Here is a 17,598-nt window from a genome sequence, read left to right as displayed (position 1 = left end):
ATGAAGATTTCCGCATGGGCGATCCGCCACCCCATTCCCGTCGCCGTCATCATGATCGCGCTGACGCTGGCGGGCATTGCGTCCTATATGATGCTGCCGGTTAAGCGCTTTCCCAATGTCGAATTTCCGGTCGTTTCGGTCACCGTTACGCAAAGCGGCGCCGCGCCCAGCGAGATGGAGCAGCAGATCACGCGCCCCATTGAGGACGCGCTGACCGGTATTGCAGGCCTGCGCCATACGACATCGAGCGTGCGGCTGGGATCGTCCTCCACCAGCGCCGAGTTTGAAATCGGCACCGACATGCAAAAGGCGGTCGAGGATGTCCGCACCGCCGTGGAGCGCACCCGCCCCGTTCTGCCCCAGGGCATTGATGCGCCCAGCGTGCAGCGCGTCGATATGTCCTCGGCCCCGATCCTGACCTACGCGGTCAGCGCGCCGGGGATGAGCGCGGTCGATCTGTCATGGTTTGTCGATGACACCGTCGCCCGCGCGCTGCAGGCCCAGCGCGGCGTGGCGCAGGTGAAACGCATCGGCGGCGTGGCGCGCGAAATCAATGTCAATCTCGACCCTGACCGGATGATCGCGCATGGGGTCACAGCCTCGTCGATCAACACCGCGCTGGCGCAATTCCACCGCGACGACAGCGGCGGCCGCGCCGAGGCGGGCGGGCGCGAACAGACGATCCGTGTGCTGGGCTCCTCGGCCACGGTCGATATGCTGCGCGAGTTGAATATCCCGATCAGCGCGACGCAATATGTCCGCCTTGGCGATCTGGCCACGATCACCGACAGCCATGCCGAAGAGCGCGGTTTTGCTCGCCTTAACGGCCACCCGGCCATCGCCTTTCAGGTGAGCAAGACCACCGCCGCCAGCGACGTTTCGGTCGAGGACGGCGTGGACCGCGCGATTGCCAAGCTGAGCGCGGAAAACAAAGGCATTGCCATCACCAAGGTCGTTTCGACCGTGGCTGATACGCGCGCCTCCTATCAGGCGACGGTCCATGTGCTGATCGAGGGCATGTTGCTGGCCGCGCTGGTGGTGTTCCTGTTCCTGCGCGACTGGCGTGCGACGGTGATTGCCGCGCTGGCCATGCCTTTGTCGCTGGTGCCCACTTTTGGCGCGATGATCCTGTTTGGTTTCAGCCTGAATATCATTACGCTGCTGGGTCTGACTTTGGTGATCGGCATTCTGGTCGACGATGCCATCGTGGAAATCGAGAATATCCAGAAACGCATTGAGGGCGGGGCATCGCCCTATCGCGCCTCGCTGATCGGGGCCGATGCGATTGGTCTTGCGGTGGTGGCGACCACGGCAACGATCATCGTGGTCTTTGCGCCTGTCTCCTTCATGGGCGGGCAATCAGGCCAGTTCTTCCGTGAGTTTGGCCTGACCGTGGCGGTGGCGGTGTTCTTCTCGCTGCTGGTGGCGCGTTTTGTCACGCCCTTGATGGCGGCCTATTTCCTCAAGCCTTCGACGCATAGCGAGCCGCCGCACCGGCTGCGCGGCGCCTATCCCAAGGTTTTGGACTGGGCGTTGGCCAATCCCAAATCGACGGTGGGCATCGGCATCGGCGTGTTTGTCGGCGCGCTGGCGATCGCGGCCACGATCCCCATCGGTTTTCAGCCGACCGGCGATCCGGGTTATTTCTACCTCTCGATGCAGGGGACGGCGGGCGCCACCCATGACACGATGGACAATGCCGTGCGCGATGTGACCGCACGGCTGCGCAAGATGCCCGATGTCGAGCGCGTCTTTGCCCAAGTCGGTTCGACCACCACCAGCGGGCCGGGCGGCGGCGGCAGCGGATCGGATCTGCAGACCGGCACGCTGACTGTGGTGCTCAAGCGCGACCGCTCGATGACGACGGACCAGTTCCAGCGTTCGATCACCGGCCTGTTGCGCCAGATCCCCGAAGTTCGACTCAACAATCAGGGCGGTTTTGGCGCGGCGGGCGTCGAGGTGGTGCTGGCAGGCCGCGATGGTGATGCGCTGGCCCGCGCTCAGGCCGCGCTGCTGCGCGAGATGCGGGGGATGAAGACCACGCTCGACCCGCGCCCTGCGCCGCCGCCATCGGCGCCTGAACTGATCATTCGCCCTCTGCCCGATGCGGCGGCGCGGCTCAATGTCTCGTCTCAGGCGATTGCGCAGGTGGCCCGGATTGCCACGATCGGCGATATCGACGCCAATGTCGCCAAATTCTCGACGCTCCAGCAACGCCTGTCGATCCGTGTGCGTCTGCCCCATGATGCGCGCGTCGATCTGGATCAGATCGGCAATCTTCAGGTGCCCACGCTGAATGGCAAGATGACGCCTTTGCGCACCGTGGCGGACCTGTCGATCGCTTCCGGGCCGGGTCAGATCCAACGCTATGACCGCGAACGCCGCGTCTCGGTTCAGGCGGATCTGAACGGCACCACCATCGGGCAAGCGCTGAATGAAGTGTCGAAGCTGGACGCGATGAAGCATCTGCCTGCCGGCGTGCATGAGGCCAAGACCGGCGACAGCGAGGCCATGGCCGACCTGTTCGGCGGGATCGTGGGGGCCATGGCCTCGGGCATTCTGATGATCTATTTCGTGTTGGTGATGCTGTTCCACAGCTTCTTCAAGCCGATCACGATCCTTTCGGCCCTGCCGCTGACCATGCTGGGTGCCTTTGTGGCGCTCAAAGTCACCGGCATTGCGATCACGCTGCCGGTGCTGATCGGGATGCTGATGCTGTTGGGTCTGGCGGCGAAGAACTCGATCCTGCTGGTCGAATTCGCCATCGAGGACGAGCGCGCGGGGCAACCTCAGCGCGAGGCGATCATGAACGCCTGCCGCGAGCGTGCGCGCCCCATCGTGATGACCACGGTGGCCATGGCGGCGGGCATGTTGCCCACGGCGCTGGGCATCGGCGAGGGTTCGACCTTCCGCCAGCCCATGGCGATTGCGGTGATCGGCGGGCTGATCAGCTCGACCATGCTCTCGCTGGTGATGGTGCCGGTGGTCTATGAATTGATCGACACGCTGGAAATGCGGCTGCGCCCGCGTCTGGCGCGCCTGATCACGCCGCGTGCGCCGGGCGATGATGATCCCATCGAGCCGGGTCAGGTCACGGTGGTCAGCATGACGCCGGACCGGGCCTAGGCCGCCCACCGCCATGTGTTGCGGCCCTGCTGTTTGGCCAGATAGAGCGCGGCATCGGCGCGGGTGATAATGTCGCCCACGCTGCGGTCGCGCTCTGAACCGATGGCCAGACCGGCGCTGGCGCCGATGCGGATGATCTGGCCGCGATAGCCATAGGTTTCCATCATGGCGCGGAGCACCCGGTCCACCGCGCGGCGTGCATCGGCGCCATCGGTGTTGCGCAGGATGACCGCAAATTCATCGCCGCCAAGGCGCACCACCGCATCCTCATTGCGCACCAATTGGCGCAGCCGCCCGGCGGCCTCGACCAGAATGGCGTCGCCCGCGGCATGGCCATAGGCGTCATTGGCTTGTTTGAAATGGTCCAGATCGAGCATGATGATCCCGACCGTGCTCAGATCCGTGGTCGCAATGGTTTTGACATAGCGCTTCATGCCCCGCCGGTTCAGCAATCCGGTCAGAGCATCGGTCGAGGCCTTCTTTTCCAGATGCACGACCTGCGCGCGCTCGTCGGTAATGTCGATCACGCTGCCGATCACCTGTTCAGGACGGCCATGGTCGTCCAGCAGCATTTGCCGGTGGCAACGGAACCAGCGGACAGAGCCGTCATGGATGCGGATGCGATATTCGGTGACGCTGCGATCCACGGCGCCCGAGAGCAGGGGGCGCAGGCTGGCCGCGCGGCGGTCCGAGGCGTCGACAAGACATGCATGTTCGAGATAGGTCTGCGCCGTCGCCTGATGGCCGCCGACCAGCCGGATAAACTGCTGCGATGGGGTAAAACGGCGCGTGGCGATGTCATATTGCCAAATGCCGCAATCCATCATTCCCATTGCCAGCGAGAGCTTGGCATTGGCCTGGGCCAGCGCGTGTTCGGCTATTTTCCGCTCGCTGATATCGACGATCTGCGAGACGAAAAGCTGCGCCTTACCATCTGCATCGCGCACGATCGCCACGCTCAACACGCCATGGGCGATGCTGCGATCCTTGCGGAAATAGCGCTTTTCCATGCTGTATGTGTCGATTTCTCCGGCGATGACGCGGCGGAACTGGGCTTCGTCGGCGTCAATATCCTCCGGGTGAGTGATGGCGCGGAAATCCATATTGGTGATTTCGCCCGGATCATAACCCAGCATCCGGGCAAAGGCGCTGTTTACCGCCAGCAGGCGCCCTTGCACATCGACCAGCGCCATGCCGATCGCCGCGACTTCAAAGGCAATGTCGAACATCGATTTGCCCAAAACCGGGGTGGCAGTGTCTATACTAAGCGCGCCCATTTCCCTACCATGCGATCATTGACAGTTATGTTGATAGAACGTCTTGGTTATCGCGTGGTTAAGGCAAAGTTGTGCGGGGTGATGGCAAAGTGCCTCCGGCGATTTTCTCCTGGTCGGTTACAGGCTGTAAAGGCGGCCTGCTGTCGCCCTTCGCGCCGGGCGCCATCGCGGCGCCCATGCCGTGTTAGTGCATAGTTTGCCTTGCCTTGGTGGGCCTTATGGTCCTACTCGCGCGTCTGAATGGGATTGCGGCGATGGAGGCTGCGGCGGCGCCTGATCGCTGCGGCCCCATCGTAAGAAGGCAAAGGGATCAGCATGTTCAGTTTCTTGAAGCGGTTTTTCGGCAACATGGTTCGCAAGGTGCAAAACCTGCCCATGGACCCGGATCAGGCGACCTTGCAGGAAACGCCCCCTTCGGCGGTTTCACCGCCGGTCGAGCCTGCGCGCGCGCCGGTGATCGCTGCCGAAGCGCCGCCGCCTGTCTTCGCGCCTGCGCCCGCCTTTGCCCCCGCGCCCGCGACGATTTCGGAGGATTTCCTGCGCGGCTCGATCTTTGACGATGATGACGAAGAAGAAGTGCTGCCCGGCGACAAGCCCAATCTGGGCATGGTGCCCAGCATCGGCAATCCCAATGCCTATATGATCGGACTGGTGGGCGAGGATCAGCACCGCGAGGCGGTCAACAGCCTGACCGAGGGCATGCCGATCACGCTGCAGCTGGAACCGGACAATCCGCATGATCCCTCGGCCATTGCCGCGGTTGAACGTTATGGCCGCGTCATTGGCTATATCAGCCACGACTGCTGGGTGCGCGAGGCGGTCTATGGCGGCGGCTCGGGCTTTTCGGCCTGGGTGCTGGCGGTCGAAATGGGCGACCGGGGCTATCGCGAGGTGGTTCTGGAGGTGGAACCCAGCGAAAGGCCGCTGCGCGAAAGGTCTTATCAGGGCTGAGCGCTTTACAATTTAGCCTGTCTGACGGGTCTGGCAGCGATGCCGGGCCCGTTTTCTAATCGCATGGTGCAGACACAAAAAAGCGCCCCGCCGGATGGACGGAGCGCTTTCTTTTGGGCTGATTACCAGTTCAGGCTCAGCTTGGCATAGAGATAGCGGCCGTTGAAGCCCCACGGCGCATAGTAGGGGAACGCCACGCCGCCATTGGTGGCCAGCAGGCTGAGGGGCGTCTTGGTCGGATAGATGTCGAACAGATTGTTCGCACCGATCGACAGGCTCGCCATGGGCAGAACCTTGTAGCGCGCTTCCAGATCGATGATCGTCTTGCGGCCGGTGCTCAGGTCACCGGCGGCTGTCGAGGACGGCTGGATCACATTGCCATAGTAGGACGCACGGGCCGTCGCGCCGAGCTTGTCCAACGACCAGTCGACCGAACCGACCAGCTTTTCGCCCGGCGTGCCCTCGGTGATCGTCAGGATGCGCTGGCGCGCAAACAGCGTCGAGAGCGACGAGGTGGGATAGCTGTCAACGGTGATCTTGTTGATGTTGGCCGCCGCCGTCAGGTCAAAGATACCCACCGATGCGGTGCGCAGCTTGTAATGGCCCACGATGTCCACACCCTTGGTCGTGGTATGCAGCCCGTTGATGAAGAAGCGGGCGGCCTGAACGCCATAGAACGCCTGATCGGTCGCCGAGAGATTGATGTTTTCCGACAGGCCAAGCTGGTCGCGGATCTTGATGACATAACCATCGATGGTCAGGTCGAAACCGCCCTTGCGGAACACCGCGCCGGCCGAGAAGTTCGTCGACTTTTCAGGACGGAGCGCCTGACCACCCAGCGAACGGGCGATGTTGCTGGTCGAGGGGAAGGTGCCGGTTTCCACGATGCTCGGCACGGTCTGGCCGGGCAGCGTGGTCAGGACCGAAGCGGTCGAGGTGAAATACTGCTGCTGCAGCGAAGGGGCGCGGAAGCCGGTCGACACCGTGCCGCGCAGCGCGAACCAGTCGGCCAGATCGGCGCGGGCCGAAAGTTTGCCGGTGGCAATGTCGCCAAAGTCGGAATAATGCTCGCCGCGAACGGCTGCACCAAAGGTGAAGATGCTGGGCAGCTTGGCTTCGAGATCGAGGTAGATCGCGTTGCTGATGCGGCTGGTCTTGAGAGCATTGCCCGCCTGGAAGCCGATGAAGCCCTGCGCGCCGCTGGTCAGCACCGAGCCGCCATTGGGGCTGTTGTTGACCGGGCCGCGGTTGTACGAGGACGGTTCGCCCGCGTTGATGCGATAGCCTTCGCGGCGCACTTCGACGCCCCAGGCCACGTTCAGATCCGTGCCGCCCAGCTTGTAGAGCTTGGCCAGATCCATGCCGCCCAGCGCCTGATCATAGATCATCGCGCCGTCATAGAAGCTGGTCTGCGAGGCCGCGCCATAGGTCGAGTTGAGCGAACCCTGCGTGCGATAGTCGAGACGGTTGCGGCCGTAGGAAGCCTTGATCGTCGCGTTCCAGTCGCCCATCTGGCCGCGCACGCCAGCCGTAACGGTCAGGTCCTTCGACAGAACCTTGATCTGGGGCAGGAAGCCGTCGGGATAGATCGAGAGCACATTGTTGACGTTGCCCGGCTCGCGCGCAAAGGCCGAGCTGGTGCTGTCGCGGAACTGATAGCCGCCAAAGGCAAACGCGGTCCAGTTGGTGTCGCCGATCGGCAGCGCGGCGTTGACATAGCCCGTGCCCTGCAGAACCTTGGGATCGCCGATGCGCGAACGCACCACAGCCGGGGTGGCGGGGGTCAGCGCGGTCGCCGTCTGGGTGCGCGTATCGAGGTCCGAACGGCCCGTCAGGCCGCGATCCAGATATTCGCCGGTAACGGTCAGGAAGCCGCCGTTGTTGCCCAGCTTGAAGCCCTGCCATGCGCCCAGCGTCAGCGTGCCGCCGTCCGAGATATGACGCGAGGAGCGCGCACCGTTGAACTGCGTTTCATACTGGCCATAGGAAGCCGTCGCGCCGCCGCCATGGCTGGCTTCGCGCAGGCGCAGGTTGATCACGCCAGCGATGGCATCCGAGCCATACTGAGCCGAGGCGCCGTCGCGCAGCACTTCAACCTGCGAAAGGGCGAGGGTGGGGATGGTGTTGAGGTCGACCGCCGCCGAACCGCGACCCACCGAGCCATTGACGTTGAGCAGCGCCGAAGTGTGGCCGCGCACGCCATTGATCAGCACCAGCGTCTGGTCGGGCGAGAGGCCACGCAGCGTGGCGGGGCGGATCGAGTCGGTGCCGTCGGTGCCGGCCGGACGCGGGAAGTCGATCGAGGGCGCAACCGCCGCCAGCGAAGCACCCAGTTCGGTCGAGCCCTGACGCGAAAGCGTGTCAAGCGAGAGCACATCGACGGGGGCGACGGTGTCGAGCTTGGTGCGGTTCTGGGCGCGGGTGCCGGTCACGACGATGGTGATGTCGGTGTTCTGGTCTGCGGCCCATGCGGGGGTGCTGACGGCCACCGCCAATGCGGAGCCGACGCCAGCCAGAAGGGCTTGGCGGAAGTGGGTCATAGGAATGTCCTCATTCACTTGGCGAAGAATTTATGTTTATCGATTGCCGGCCGGGGGGCGGCCGACAACCGGTATCTCCCCTAGACCCCGATTGTCCCGCTGGACAACCAACAAAACATGGCAAGCTGTCAAGGAATCGCCGCCAAGCGGAAAAAGACGTACAAGGTGACATTTTTGCCGCATCTTTTGGGTGTTAGGCCCGGTTTTTGCCGTCTTTCTGCGTAAATCGCTATTTGGAATATGGATAGAAGCAGAGCTTGTATGAACGGCGTGACAGGTTCGGCGCAGGTTGTTCAGCCCAGCACTATTGTGTCGCCCCGCGCCTCATATTTGGCGCTCAGCCCGGCCTCTTCATTGCACCAGCGCATATAGGCCAGCACCTTTGCAAAGCGCGGATCGGTGGCGGGCAGGGGCTCGGCCTGCGCATCATCATTGATGAAGGCGGGGCGAAAGGCGGTGCGGGCAATACCCTCGCGCGTCAGGTCGCATTCCACGATCAGGGTCATGCGGCTGTCGGGCGGGAAATTATACATGCTCTCGAAATTGGGCTCCCATTCGGGGGCTAGTTTCTGGATTTCCCTAAAGCCCTTGGATTGCGCATGTTCGCGCGTCATCGGCAGGTCGATGGCGAAATTGCCCAGACTGTAGAAGATCGGACGCCCGCGATAGATGTCCACGCCTTTCAGGATATGGGCATGGTGGCCAAGGATGATATCGGCCCCGGCGTCGATCACGGCGCGGCCCACCTCGAACTGATAGTCGGCAATCGTGGCGGGCACGAAATGGATGCCCCAATGCAGGGAAGCCACCACCACATCGGCCTGCGCCCGCACGCTGCGCACATCGGCCAGAAAAGCGGCCAGATCATCGGCATGGGCATAGGTGTGGATGCGGGCAGGGGTGCCGGGCTGGTCGATCTCGATCTGTTCATACAGCGTGTGGGCGCGCATCGGCACGCATCCGGCGCGGCGTTCATCAGCCCAGAAGCCGGGCGGCAGGATCGAGCAGGCGGCAAGGAAAGCCACCCGCACCCCGTTCACCTCGCGGATGACGGGACGGCGCGCCTGCGCCATATTCTGCCCCACGCCCACCACATCCAAGCCCGCCGCGCCCAGATGAGCCAGCGTGTCATTCAGCCCTTCCGGCCCCCAGTCCATGCAGTGATTGCCCGCAAAGGAGATCACATCATAGCCCGCCTCGGCAATCGCCTGCGCGGCGGCGGGGATGGCGCGATGGGTGTGACGCACCTGGGGCAGGCGAAAGCCCCTTTCGGAAATCACGCATTCCAATTGGCCAAAGGTGATGTCGGCCTCTTGCAGCAGCGGGGCGGAGGGCGCGAAACATTGCGCCGGGTTGGGGCGGTTGGGGCCGATATCGCCCGTTGCCCGAAACAGGACCGTCATGACAAACTCCGTTGATTTAGCGGCGACGCAGACGGGGCCCCACCGAAAGCAGCAACACCGCGATCAGCAGCAGCGCGGCCCCGACAAATTCCGCCTGGCTGGGCCATTTGCCGCCATAGAACTGGGCAAGGATTACCGTGCCGCCCACGCCCGCCAGAATGCTGGCCGAACGCTCCAATGGCACGCAAAAGCTGTTTTCCCGCCCGTCGAGGAGGATGAGGCCGGAAAACACCCCGGTCGCACAGACCATCAGCCCGGTCAGGATCATCGCGGGCAGATGTTCGCTGCGCCACGCCTGCGTAAAGCCCCAGAGCAATTGTCCGCCCGCGCCGCCGGGCGTCCGATCCGTCCATGCGATGGCGGCCAGCGAGAGGATGGCGATGGGAAAGGCCACCAGCTTTTCCTCGCTGAAAAAGCGGCGCAGGCGGATCGGATCATCATCCTTGGCCACGCGCGTCATCACCCAGAGGCGGCCGAAATAGCCCGCCGTATAGATCAGCAGCGTGAGAAGCGCCAAAACCGGCAGCGCCAGCCCTCCGCGCGCGCTCAGCGTATGAAACAGCGCCAGCGCCACCAGCACCAGCGCCCCCCACGACCACCAATGCACCCGCCGCCCCAGCAGGAGATCGACCAGAGGCGCGATGATCAGAATGTCGCCCCGCATCAGCAATTGCATGAAAGGGATCGAAACATCGCGGAACGTATAGGACAAAGGCACCGTGGTCAGCACAAAGACCGTGCACAGGCCCGACCAGAACGTGGCCCGCGTGGCCCCCGGCAGCGACAGGCCGCCCACGCGCACCCGGTGCATCAGCCGGCCCCAGCCCGAAATCCAGATGAAGCCATAGGTCGAGACCGCCGCGCTGATCAGCATCACCGGCAGGATATGCAGCCCGGTCAGCGGGTGGCCATGGCCGTCCATGCCGTTGGTGGCCAGATAGCGGGTAAGGATGACATAGGGCAGATAGGAAAGCAGATAGGACAATGTCACCAGTTCAATGGCCGAATGCTTTTGCCGGGTCAGATGGCCCTTCGTCACATGGCTCTCCCTCGCCATTTCCTGTTCTTTTCGCACGATAGGCGCGCCACCCCTATTCTGCAAGCGCTTTCAAAAACCGTGTTGCATCGACTTATGGAACTGCCGGAGGGATGGTCGATTGCATTTATCAGGCTTGACAATCATGGGCCCATGACCGTCAAACCGCCACCCATAATCCAAGCAGGACAAGCATCATGAGCCAAGCCGAATTCCGCCCGATCGCCTATCTTAAGGATCGCTGCCCGTGGTGTTTGAAGTTCCGCCTGTTCCTGCTGGAATCGGGCCTGCGGGGCCATTTCGATTTCCGCGAATTCGTGCCCGGCGATGACCGCGAGGCCGCGATCCGTGCGGAACTGGCCCCGCATTTCCCCAAGCCCAGCTTCCCCACGGTCCAGATCGCGCCGGGCGTGTACATGCGCGAATCCGACGATCTGATCGCCCATTATGCCGCCGCGCATGGGGTGGACGTGGGCGATCTGCCCACGCTGGACCAATATATCCGCGGGCCTTTGGTCACCATTGCCGAATTGCGGGCCGAAATCGCCGAACTGCGCGGCTGAGCCTCAGTCCTGCGCCAGAAAGGCCCGCAGGTCGGGCATGAAGGCGTCGAAACGGTCGTGGTGCGGCCAATGGCTGGCCCGGTCATATTCGATCAGGCGCGCGTTGCGGAAATGCCCGATCCGGCCATCCTGCGCCGGGTTGGGCATGAAGCTCTCGCTGCCCTGAATGAACAGGACCGGACAGGCCACGGCCTGCCACAGGCTCTCGATCTCTTCCTGCTGAAAATCGACCAACGGGAAGATGTTGAGCCGGGGATCGAATTTCCAGCGATAGGTGCCGTCTTCCTGCACGCGCAGGGCGTGATGGGTCAGGTGATGGACCTGCTCCTCATTGAGATGGCCGTTCTTTTCGCGCATCCGGGCGCAGGCCTGCTCCTCGCTGATATACGAGCGCGGGCGGCGGCCGGGCGCGGCGCGATGCTGGGCCACCCATGCGCGCATCCGCGCCGCAAAGGGCGTGATGGCCAGCAGCGGGTCGGCCGCGGTGGGTACGCTCAGCCCTTCGATATTGATGAATTTGGCCACCCGTTCGGGATAGAGCCCGGCATAGCGCGTGGTGATCATCGCGCCCAGAGAATGGGCGCAGATCGTCACCCGGTCCGCCCTGATGGCCTCGATCAGATTGACGAAATCAAGGATATAGGCCGCCATGTTATAGGCCGCATCAACCGACCAGTCGCTGTCGCCATGGCCGCGCAGGTCCGGCGCGATGACATGCCAGTCCGCCGCCAGTTCGCGCGCGATCCAGTCCATCGAGCGCGCATGATCGAACCCGCCATGCTGAAGGATCAGCACCGGCGCTTCCCGGTTGCCCCAGTCCAGATAGTGCAGGCGCAGGTTCTGGCTGGTGAAATAATGCGAGGTGGGGGAGGGCGCCGCGTTCATGCCGGCGGCCATGGGCGCGGCGGCGCGGCGCGTCAACCGCGACGAAGGGCGCTCAAGGTTAGCGCCTGTGTAACCCATTGCAAGGCAGGCGGCGGGCGATTAGTCTCAACGCCTTCTTGAAGGGGGAACAGAGATTCTGGGGCAAACTCTGGCCGAGGCGTTTCTTGCCGCACCTTTTTCCGAGGATGGCTGGGATCACGCGCTGCGCGCTCTGGCCAGTGCCACCGGGTCCTCGCGCGGTCATCTGATCGCGATGAATGACCGGCATGCGCGCTTCAACTGGATGACCGATGCGCCGCTCGATTATGGTCAGGTGTTTGTCGATATCGAGGCCTATCGGCCCGAGGTGAATTATCGCATCGGCGCGATGGCCGCGCCCATGACTGTTACTTTCGAGGCTGATTATGATGCCTATCGGCAGAAATCGGGCACCAACGAAGTCTATCTGAGCCATGCGCGCGATCTGGACGGCGAATTCGGCTGCCAGTCGGTGCTGATGCGGGGCGAGGGCTTGATGATCGGGTTGGCAATGCTGCATGGCAATGCCGACGGACTCTCTACGCCCGAGCAGCGCGCGATTTTTGCCGATTGCCTGCCCCATGTGCTGGCCGGGGTGCGGTTGCAAAATGCCATCGACCATCAGGGAACGGAACTGCTGCGCGGCTCGCTCGATATGATGCGCACGGCCGCGATGATGGTGGACGGGGCGGGGCGGGTCTGCGCCTGGACGCGCCCGGCCGAGGATGTGCTGTCGGGCGGATTGCTCTCGATCGCGGGCGGGCAATTACAGGCCGCGCACAGCGGTTTTGACGCTATGCTCCAGCGCGCTGTGGGGGCGGCCATCGCCTCGCAGCCGGTCCCTTTTCCGGACCTGTGGGTGCCCCATGCCTCGCCGCCGCTGCTGGTCGAGGTCAATCCCTTGCCCTTGCGGCCATGGAGTTTCGGCTTTGCCCCGGCCGCAATCATCACTTTCCGCTCGCCGTTACGCAGCGATATGCTCGATGGCGCGGTTCTGGCGCAGGCGCTGGGGCTGACGCGGGCCGAGGGGGATGTGACCGCGATGGTGGCCATGGGGCAAAGCAGGCAGGCGATTGCCGCAGTGCGCTGCACCAGCGTCCAGACCGTGACCGCCCAGATGCGCTCGATTTTTCAGAAATGCGGTGTGCGGCGCGAGGCCGAGCTGGTCGCCATCGCGCTGCAGATCGGGCAATTGAGCCGCAACGCGCGCGAGACATAAAAAAGCCTTCCGCAAAAAAGCCTTCCGCGCAAGGGGGCACGCGGAAGGCTTCTTGGGAAGTTCAGGGAAATCAGGCCGCGTTCTTGCCTTCCACCACGGTCAGCGAGGCGGGGCCTGCGGTGCCGATGGCGATCTTCTTGGGCTTCATCGCCTCGGGCACTTCGCGGATCAGGTCGATGACCAGCAGGCCGTCTTCAAGATTGGCCGCCTCGACCCGGACGAAATCGGCCAGTTCAAAGCGGCGCTCAAACCCGCGCTGGGCAATGCCGAGGTGGAGGAATTCGCTCTGCGCGGCGCTTTGTTCGTCATGCTTGCGGCCCTGAATGACCAGCAGGTTCTGCTGCGCGACGATTTCGATATCGGCGGGCTTGAACCCGGCGACGGCCAGCGTGATGCGATAGGAATCCTCGCCCTTGCGCTCGATGTTGAAGGGGGGATAATTGTCGCTCGCCCCCGCACGATTGGCGTTTTCCAGCAGGTCGAACAAACGGTCAAAGCCAACGGTGTTGCGGCGATAGGGAGTGAAATCAAAACGGGTCATAACAAAAATCCTCGTTCAAAATGAGCAATTTTCGGTTTCGTCAAAGCCCTTGTCGGCGCTTTGCATTTGTGGTCATGCCCGGTGCGGCGCATGACACGCATCTTGAGATATGTTAGCCGCCACCTATTTCAAGACCCCGATACACGACAAAGAAGGACTAGCCCGATGACCCCCCCCAAGGTCGAGATCTATACCCAATGGGGCTGCCCCTATTGCGTGCGCGCCAAGGCGCTCCTGGACAGCAAGAAGGTGGCCTATACCGAGATCGACGTGACGATGGACACCGCCAAGCGCCGCGAGATGGCCGAGCGCAATCCGGGCGCGCGCACCGTGCCGCAGGTCTTCGTAAACGATCAGGCGCTGGGCGGCAGCGACGATATCCACGCGCTGGACGCGGCGGGCAAGCTTGACCCGCTGCTGGGCCTGTAATATGGCCCGCGTCGCCCTGCTTCAGATGACGAGCGGGATCGATCCCGCCGTCAATGCCGCCGCAATTGCCGATGCCGCGCGCGCGGCATCGGCGGGCGGGGCGACGATGCTGTTTACGCCGGAAATGTGCGGTCTGATTGACCGCGACCGCGCGCGCGCCGCGCCGCATATCGTTGCGCCCGAGGAAAACCCGGTGCTGGCCGCCGCGCGTGAGGTTGCCGCGCAGGAGGGCATCTGGATCGTGCTGGGCTCGCTGGCCGTGCGGGTGGAGGGCGAGGAGCGCGCGGCGAACCGAACCTTTGTGATCGACGCCAAGGGGGGCATTGCCGCCCATTACGACAAGATCCATATGTTCGACGTGGACCTTGCCACGGGCGAAAGCTGGCGCGAGAGCCGGGCCTATCGTCCGGGCGACCGCGTGGTGACGGTGGACACCCCCGCCGGGCGGCTGGGGCTGGCGATCTGCTATGACCTGCGCTTCCCCGCGCTGTTCGAGGCTTTGGGGCGGGCGCGCTGTGATCTGATCGCGATTCCGGCCGCCTTTACCGTGCCCACGGGCGCGGCCCATTGGCATATCATGCAGCGGGCCCGCGCCATCGAGGCCAGCGCCTATGTCCTCTCCGCCGCGCAGGTGGGCCAGCATCAGGACGGCCGCGCCACCTACGGCCATTCGCTGGCGGTTGATCCGTGGGGCGATGTCCTGCTCGATCTGGGGGGCGAGGCAGCGGGACTTGGCTTTGCCGAGATCGAGCCGCAGCGCCTTGCCGAAATCCGCGCCCAATTGCCCAGCCTCGCCAACCGGCGGCCTATTTCCGTGACGTGACTTTCGATGATTGTGTTCGATCTTATTTGCCGTGACCACGGGCATCGTTTTGAGGGCTGGTTCGCCTCCTCGGAGGATTTTTCGGCCCAGCAGCAGCGCGGCCTCGTGACTTGTCCGCAATGCGACAGCCATGATGTGATCAAGGCCCCGATGGCCCCGCGTCTGAACCGCAAGGGCAATCAGCAGGGCGCGGCCGTTCCCGTACCGGCGCCTGCGGCCAGCCCGCCGCCGCCCGCCCTTCCGCCTGAGGCGCGTGAGAAATTGCAGGCCGCCTTTGTGGCCATCGCCCAGGCGCAGGCCGAGGCGATCAAATCCTCGCGCTGGGTCGGCAGGAATTTCGTCGAGGACGCGCGCGCCATGCATTACGGCGACAAGGAACCCGCCCCGATCCATGGTCAGGCCAGTCCGCAGGACGCCAAGGCCCTTGTCGAGGAAGGGGTTGAGATCATGCCCTTGCTGATCCCTGTGGCCCCGCCTGACGAGATTAACTGAGGCTTTGTGCGCGCCGGTGGTTGCCAGAGCGCGCAGGCCCCATTATGGCCTCTCCCGCGTGCATCCGTAGCTCAGCAGGATAGAGCATCAGATTCCTAATCTGAGGGCCATGGGTTCGAATCCCGTCGGGTGCACCAATTTTTTCAGATGCTTAGTGGTGATCCGAGTTGGACTTGGATCGCCGATTTTGTTTCCAGGCATCAGATAGGCATCAGGCGAAGCATTTTCGCGGAGTGGCGATGATTCGACTGTAGCTGCATGGTATGGCGATCAGCTTTCAGAATGGCTTCGGCGTCAAGGCCGATCCGCTACTGCGGATGTAGGCGGCCTATGAGCTCGCGCAGGTCCGCGCGCATGAGGGTGAGATTCAGGTCGAGCGGCTGGTGCTGGCGGCTTGACGACGGCACGGCATAGGTGAGGAGGCGGGTGAAGTCGGGCCGCTTGGGATATCGATGGCTGTTGGCGGCGCTGGCTTAGGGCACTGTGTTGACATCGCAGGGGTCGGAAGTTCAGGCGCTGACACCGGGTAATCTGTTTCACGCTGTTGCTGCGTTGTAAGGCGGCCTCCAGTGTCGTTCACTGGGCACCGGGAAGGAGATGGCAACATCAGCGCTATTACCTGAAACCGTCAGCACTAGGCCGCTAGACGCGCCATGCTTGTTTGCCATATATCAAGCAACCGGAACGCTGCATCGAGGTCTGGGGCTTTTCCCAGCACCTTAATGCCTTTGGACAGCTGGCTGTCATCGGTTTCAAACAAAAAATAGCCATCAAAGCCTAAATGCTCGACTTCAAGAGCTGACAAGCTGTGAGGAGAAAGCGTCCCCAAATGCAGCGACCTCTTTTCATCTATGCGGACAGTACCTAGTATTTCATCCATGGCGAATCACCTCTCTCCTAGTGCACCGCGCATTTCGGTAAATGACCTCGCGCTTTTCATGGTTTCATCCGATACTGCTCGCTTTGGCATCATTCGTCGTGCCAAATCTCCGCAAAAACCGCCGATCATTCGCTATCGTGATGTTCGTGGTCCCATTTGCGAGTACCTAGCAAGCGGTACGCGTAATGTGAATCCGCTAATTTCCGCTGAATCCATGTTCCAACATCGGGGTACGGATTCTAGCCTGTCGGCCTTGATGCAGGATGATGCGCGCAACTCTATTGAGGTAATTCGCGGCATTCAGCGGATGCAGAATCAACTCGGGCAATACGCATTTAGCAGAGCACCGGAGCGCCAGCCCAAATTGACCATAGAGGGGCTGGAAATTTCCATAAGGGCCGATCTTCTGGTTTCTGGGACGAACCGCCGGGGCGAGGCAATGGTCGGCGCCGCCGTTCTGCGAATGACGCAAAGTGGCGAAACATCGGAAAGCGCTCTTTTCAAGCGCCGCGAGATGGGGCTTTACGTTGCAACGCTTGCCAAAGCGCACGTTGAACAAAACCTAGCTCAAGGTTTGCAGCCATCAAATAACCTCTGCATGTCGATTGACGTGCAACACGGCGACGTGTTTTGTGCCCCCGTTTCTGCCACCCGTCGAATGAACGATCTGATGAACGCGTGTCGATTTATTGTCGCGCTTTGGCCACAAGCGTAGCTCATCGATGGGCTCAGAGTTAAGGCCAAGCCACCCCGCATCATCGCTGATCGGCGGGATTTACACCCTGCTTCATACCAACCTTCGCAGGTCCGCTCGGCCAGTTTTTCTGTAGGGCGACGTGCGTCCGCAAACATGATGGCCGCATGTGGCTAATTCCGCCACACTTGCCCGAGTTCTTCGTCAAACCACTGCTCGGCATCGTACAAAGCCCCAGTCGATGTGCGGAAATTCAGATAGTGGGAATAACCCTTCTGGCCCAGCCATGTGCAAAACGCGCTGAAGGATGGCATGTGAGCTTGCCCGCGCTGGATACCGTTCTCTCGCGCCCAATCGGTTACCAGTTTCCGGATGGCTCGTTCGCAGTCAGCTTTCTTTTCCATGAAACCCCCGTAAGCTATGCCTCGATCAGGATCGTAGCAAATCGCATTGCGCTCACAAGTTCATGAACAGGGCCACAGGATCATGACCGCACACTTGATTGCCCAGAAATTCCGCCGCTCTTTGCGGAATAAGACTGGTTGTGCCTTTTCCTATGCCCAACTGGTGGAACTGGCGGCGATGGGCGTTTTGGATCTGCTCTCCAAGGCAGAGAATGCCGAGCTTTGGCCTGCTGCCGGTTTGATGGACACCGAGATAAGGTGTTTTCATCAACCGGAGTGATCGATGCAACGAAGGAAGTTCAGCCGCGAGTTCAAGC

16 protein-coding genes and 1 tRNA gene are annotated in these 17,598 nt (G+C 62.4%); 9 read left to right on the top strand and 8 right to left on the bottom strand.

The features are described from left to right. A complete protein-coding gene (locus tag BGP00_RS14095) occupies window positions 1-3,126 on the top strand; it encodes an efflux RND transporter permease subunit (protein ID WP_292691243.1) in 3,126 nt (1,041 codons plus the stop codon). Here the strand turns inward: BGP00_RS14095 and BGP00_RS14090 are convergent. Beyond that, entirely contained in the window at window positions 3,123-4,355 is a 1,233-nt protein-coding gene (locus BGP00_RS14090; protein ID WP_292691244.1) for a diguanylate cyclase, read from the bottom strand. The genes BGP00_RS14095 and BGP00_RS14090 overlap by 4 nt on opposite strands. 363 nt (window positions 4,356-4,718) lie before the next feature. Here BGP00_RS14090 and BGP00_RS14085 point away from each other — a divergent pair, with 363 nt between their 5' ends. Beyond that, the gene (locus BGP00_RS14085; protein WP_210428487.1) at window positions 4,719-5,354 is read left to right on the top strand and encodes an HIRAN domain-containing protein; all 636 of its coding nucleotides are present in this window, start codon (window positions 4,719-4,721) and stop codon (window positions 5,352-5,354) included. A gap of 122 nt (window positions 5,355-5,476) precedes the next feature. Here the strand turns inward: BGP00_RS14085 and BGP00_RS14080 are convergent, their stop codons facing one another. The 3 genes from BGP00_RS14080 to BGP00_RS14070 form a co-directional block, all read right to left on the bottom strand. Beyond that, a complete protein-coding gene (locus BGP00_RS14080; RefSeq protein WP_292691245.1) occupies window positions 5,477-7,894 on the bottom strand; it encodes a TonB-dependent receptor in 2,418 nt (805 codons plus the stop codon). A 293-nt stretch (window positions 7,895-8,187) separates the two neighbouring features. After that, window positions 8,188-9,297 carry a CapA family protein gene (locus BGP00_RS14075; RefSeq protein ID WP_292691247.1) on the bottom strand — a complete coding sequence of 370 codons (1,110 nt, stop codon included), beginning with the start codon at window positions 9,295-9,297 and terminating at the stop codon, window positions 8,188-8,190. Between the two features lie 16 nt (window positions 9,298-9,313). Then, window positions 9,314-10,336 (bottom strand): hypothetical protein, encoded by a 1,023-nt coding sequence (locus BGP00_RS14070; RefSeq protein ID WP_292691249.1) that lies wholly within the window; start codon window positions 10,334-10,336, stop codon window positions 9,314-9,316. Window positions 10,337-10,530: 194 nt separating this feature from the next. Here BGP00_RS14070 and BGP00_RS14065 point away from each other — a divergent pair, with 194 nt between their 5' ends. Then, window positions 10,531-10,896 (top strand): glutathione S-transferase N-terminal domain-containing protein, encoded by a 366-nt coding sequence (locus BGP00_RS14065; protein WP_292691251.1) that lies wholly within the window; start codon window positions 10,531-10,533, stop codon window positions 10,894-10,896. Between the two features lie 3 nt (window positions 10,897-10,899). On the opposite strand, the gene BGP00_RS14060 is transcribed toward BGP00_RS14065, so the two are convergent. Then, window positions 10,900-11,781 carry an alpha/beta hydrolase gene (locus tag BGP00_RS14060; RefSeq protein WP_292691253.1) on the bottom strand — a complete coding sequence of 294 codons (882 nt, stop codon included), beginning with the start codon at window positions 11,779-11,781 and terminating at the stop codon, window positions 10,900-10,902. Between the two features lie 253 nt (window positions 11,782-12,034). Here BGP00_RS14060 and BGP00_RS14055 point away from each other — a divergent pair, with 253 nt between their 5' ends. Then, window positions 12,035-13,018, top strand: a complete 984-nt coding sequence (locus tag BGP00_RS14055) for a LuxR C-terminal-related transcriptional regulator (RefSeq protein WP_292691255.1) — start codon at window positions 12,035-12,037, stop codon at window positions 13,016-13,018. 70 nt (window positions 13,019-13,088) lie between these two features. Here the strand turns inward: BGP00_RS14055 and BGP00_RS14050 are convergent, their stop codons facing one another. Further along, the gene (locus BGP00_RS14050; protein WP_168603614.1) at window positions 13,089-13,559 is read right to left on the bottom strand and encodes an Hsp20 family protein; all 471 of its coding nucleotides are present in this window, start codon (window positions 13,557-13,559) and stop codon (window positions 13,089-13,091) included. Between the two features lie 165 nt (window positions 13,560-13,724). On the opposite strand from BGP00_RS14050, the gene grxC reads away from it, so the two are divergent. The 4 genes from grxC to BGP00_RS14030 all read left to right on the top strand — a co-directional run bounded on the left by grxC (window position 13,725) and on the right by BGP00_RS14030 (window position 15,440). Then, window positions 13,725-13,988, top strand: coding sequence for a glutaredoxin 3 (grxC, locus tag BGP00_RS14045; protein WP_292691257.1), 264 nt, complete (start codon window positions 13,725-13,727; stop codon window positions 13,986-13,988). 1 nt (window position 13,989) lies between these two features. After that, entirely contained in the window at window positions 13,990-14,811 is an 822-nt protein-coding gene (locus tag BGP00_RS14040; RefSeq protein ID WP_292691259.1) for a carbon-nitrogen hydrolase family protein, read from the top strand. A gap of 6 nt (window positions 14,812-14,817) precedes the next feature. Then, the gene (locus BGP00_RS14035; RefSeq protein WP_292691260.1) at window positions 14,818-15,303 is read left to right on the top strand and encodes a DUF1178 family protein; all 486 of its coding nucleotides are present in this window, start codon (window positions 14,818-14,820) and stop codon (window positions 15,301-15,303) included. A gap of 60 nt (window positions 15,304-15,363) precedes the next feature. Beyond that, window positions 15,364-15,440, top strand: a tRNA-Arg gene (locus tag BGP00_RS14030). A gap of 497 nt (window positions 15,441-15,937) precedes the next feature. Here BGP00_RS14030 and BGP00_RS14025 read toward each other — a convergent pair. Then, window positions 15,938-16,183: a hypothetical protein gene (locus tag BGP00_RS14025; RefSeq protein WP_292691262.1), complete on the bottom strand. Its 246-nt coding sequence runs from the start codon at window positions 16,181-16,183 to the stop codon at window positions 15,938-15,940. On the opposite strand from BGP00_RS14025, the gene BGP00_RS14020 reads away from it, so the two are divergent. Next, a complete protein-coding gene (locus BGP00_RS14020) occupies window positions 16,182-16,898 on the top strand; it encodes a hypothetical protein (protein WP_292691264.1) in 717 nt (238 codons plus the stop codon). The genes BGP00_RS14025 and BGP00_RS14020 overlap by 2 nt on opposite strands. Window positions 16,899-17,333: 435 nt before the next feature. Here BGP00_RS14020 and BGP00_RS14015 read toward each other — a convergent pair. After that, on the bottom strand, window positions 17,334-17,598 hold a 265-nt coding region (locus tag BGP00_RS14015), incomplete at its 5' end, for a hypothetical protein (RefSeq protein ID WP_292925761.1).

The organism is Novosphingobium sp. 63-713 (assembly GCF_001898925.1).
In the GTDB taxonomy this organism is placed as follows: domain Bacteria; phylum Pseudomonadota; class Alphaproteobacteria; order Sphingomonadales; family Sphingomonadaceae; genus Novosphingobium.
The sequence above is the reverse complement of the archived record's forward strand: the minus strand, read 5'-3'. Positions and strand labels throughout refer to the sequence as shown.

What these genes read in the sequence shown, in the direction of transcription:
- BGP00_RS14095 (WP_292691243.1), top strand. Translation starts at nt 1, where the DNA reads ATGAAGATTTCCGCATGGGCGATCCGCCACCCCATTCCCGTCGCCGTC.
- BGP00_RS14090 (WP_292691244.1), bottom strand. Translation starts at nt 4,355, where the DNA reads ATGTTCGACATTGCCTTTGAAGTCGCGGCGATCGGCATGGCGCTGGTC.
- BGP00_RS14085 (WP_210428487.1), top strand. Translation starts at nt 4,719, where the DNA reads ATGTTCAGTTTCTTGAAGCGGTTTTTCGGCAACATGGTTCGCAAGGTG.
- BGP00_RS14080 (WP_292691245.1), bottom strand. Translation starts at nt 7,894, where the DNA reads ATGACCCACTTCCGCCAAGCCCTTCTGGCTGGCGTCGGCTCCGCATTG.
- BGP00_RS14075 (WP_292691247.1), bottom strand. Translation starts at nt 9,297, where the DNA reads ATGACGGTCCTGTTTCGGGCAACGGGCGATATCGGCCCCAACCGCCCC.
- BGP00_RS14065 (WP_292691251.1), top strand. Translation starts at nt 10,531, where the DNA reads ATGAGCCAAGCCGAATTCCGCCCGATCGCCTATCTTAAGGATCGCTGC.
- BGP00_RS14060 (WP_292691253.1), bottom strand. Translation starts at nt 11,781, where the DNA reads ATGAACGCGGCGCCCTCCCCCACCTCGCATTATTTCACCAGCCAGAAC.
- BGP00_RS14055 (WP_292691255.1), top strand. Translation starts at nt 12,035, where the DNA reads ATGAATGACCGGCATGCGCGCTTCAACTGGATGACCGATGCGCCGCTC.
- BGP00_RS14050 (WP_168603614.1), bottom strand. Translation starts at nt 13,559, where the DNA reads ATGACCCGTTTTGATTTCACTCCCTATCGCCGCAACACCGTTGGCTTT.
- grxC (WP_292691257.1), top strand. Translation starts at nt 13,725, where the DNA reads ATGACCCCCCCCAAGGTCGAGATCTATACCCAATGGGGCTGCCCCTAT.
- BGP00_RS14040 (WP_292691259.1), top strand. Translation starts at nt 13,990, where the DNA reads ATGGCCCGCGTCGCCCTGCTTCAGATGACGAGCGGGATCGATCCCGCC.
- BGP00_RS14035 (WP_292691260.1), top strand. Translation starts at nt 14,818, where the DNA reads ATGATTGTGTTCGATCTTATTTGCCGTGACCACGGGCATCGTTTTGAG.
- BGP00_RS14020 (WP_292691264.1), top strand. Translation starts at nt 16,182, where the DNA reads ATGGCGAATCACCTCTCTCCTAGTGCACCGCGCATTTCGGTAAATGAC.
- BGP00_RS14025 (WP_292691262.1), bottom strand. Translation starts at nt 16,183, where the DNA reads ATGGATGAAATACTAGGTACTGTCCGCATAGATGAAAAGAGGTCGCTG.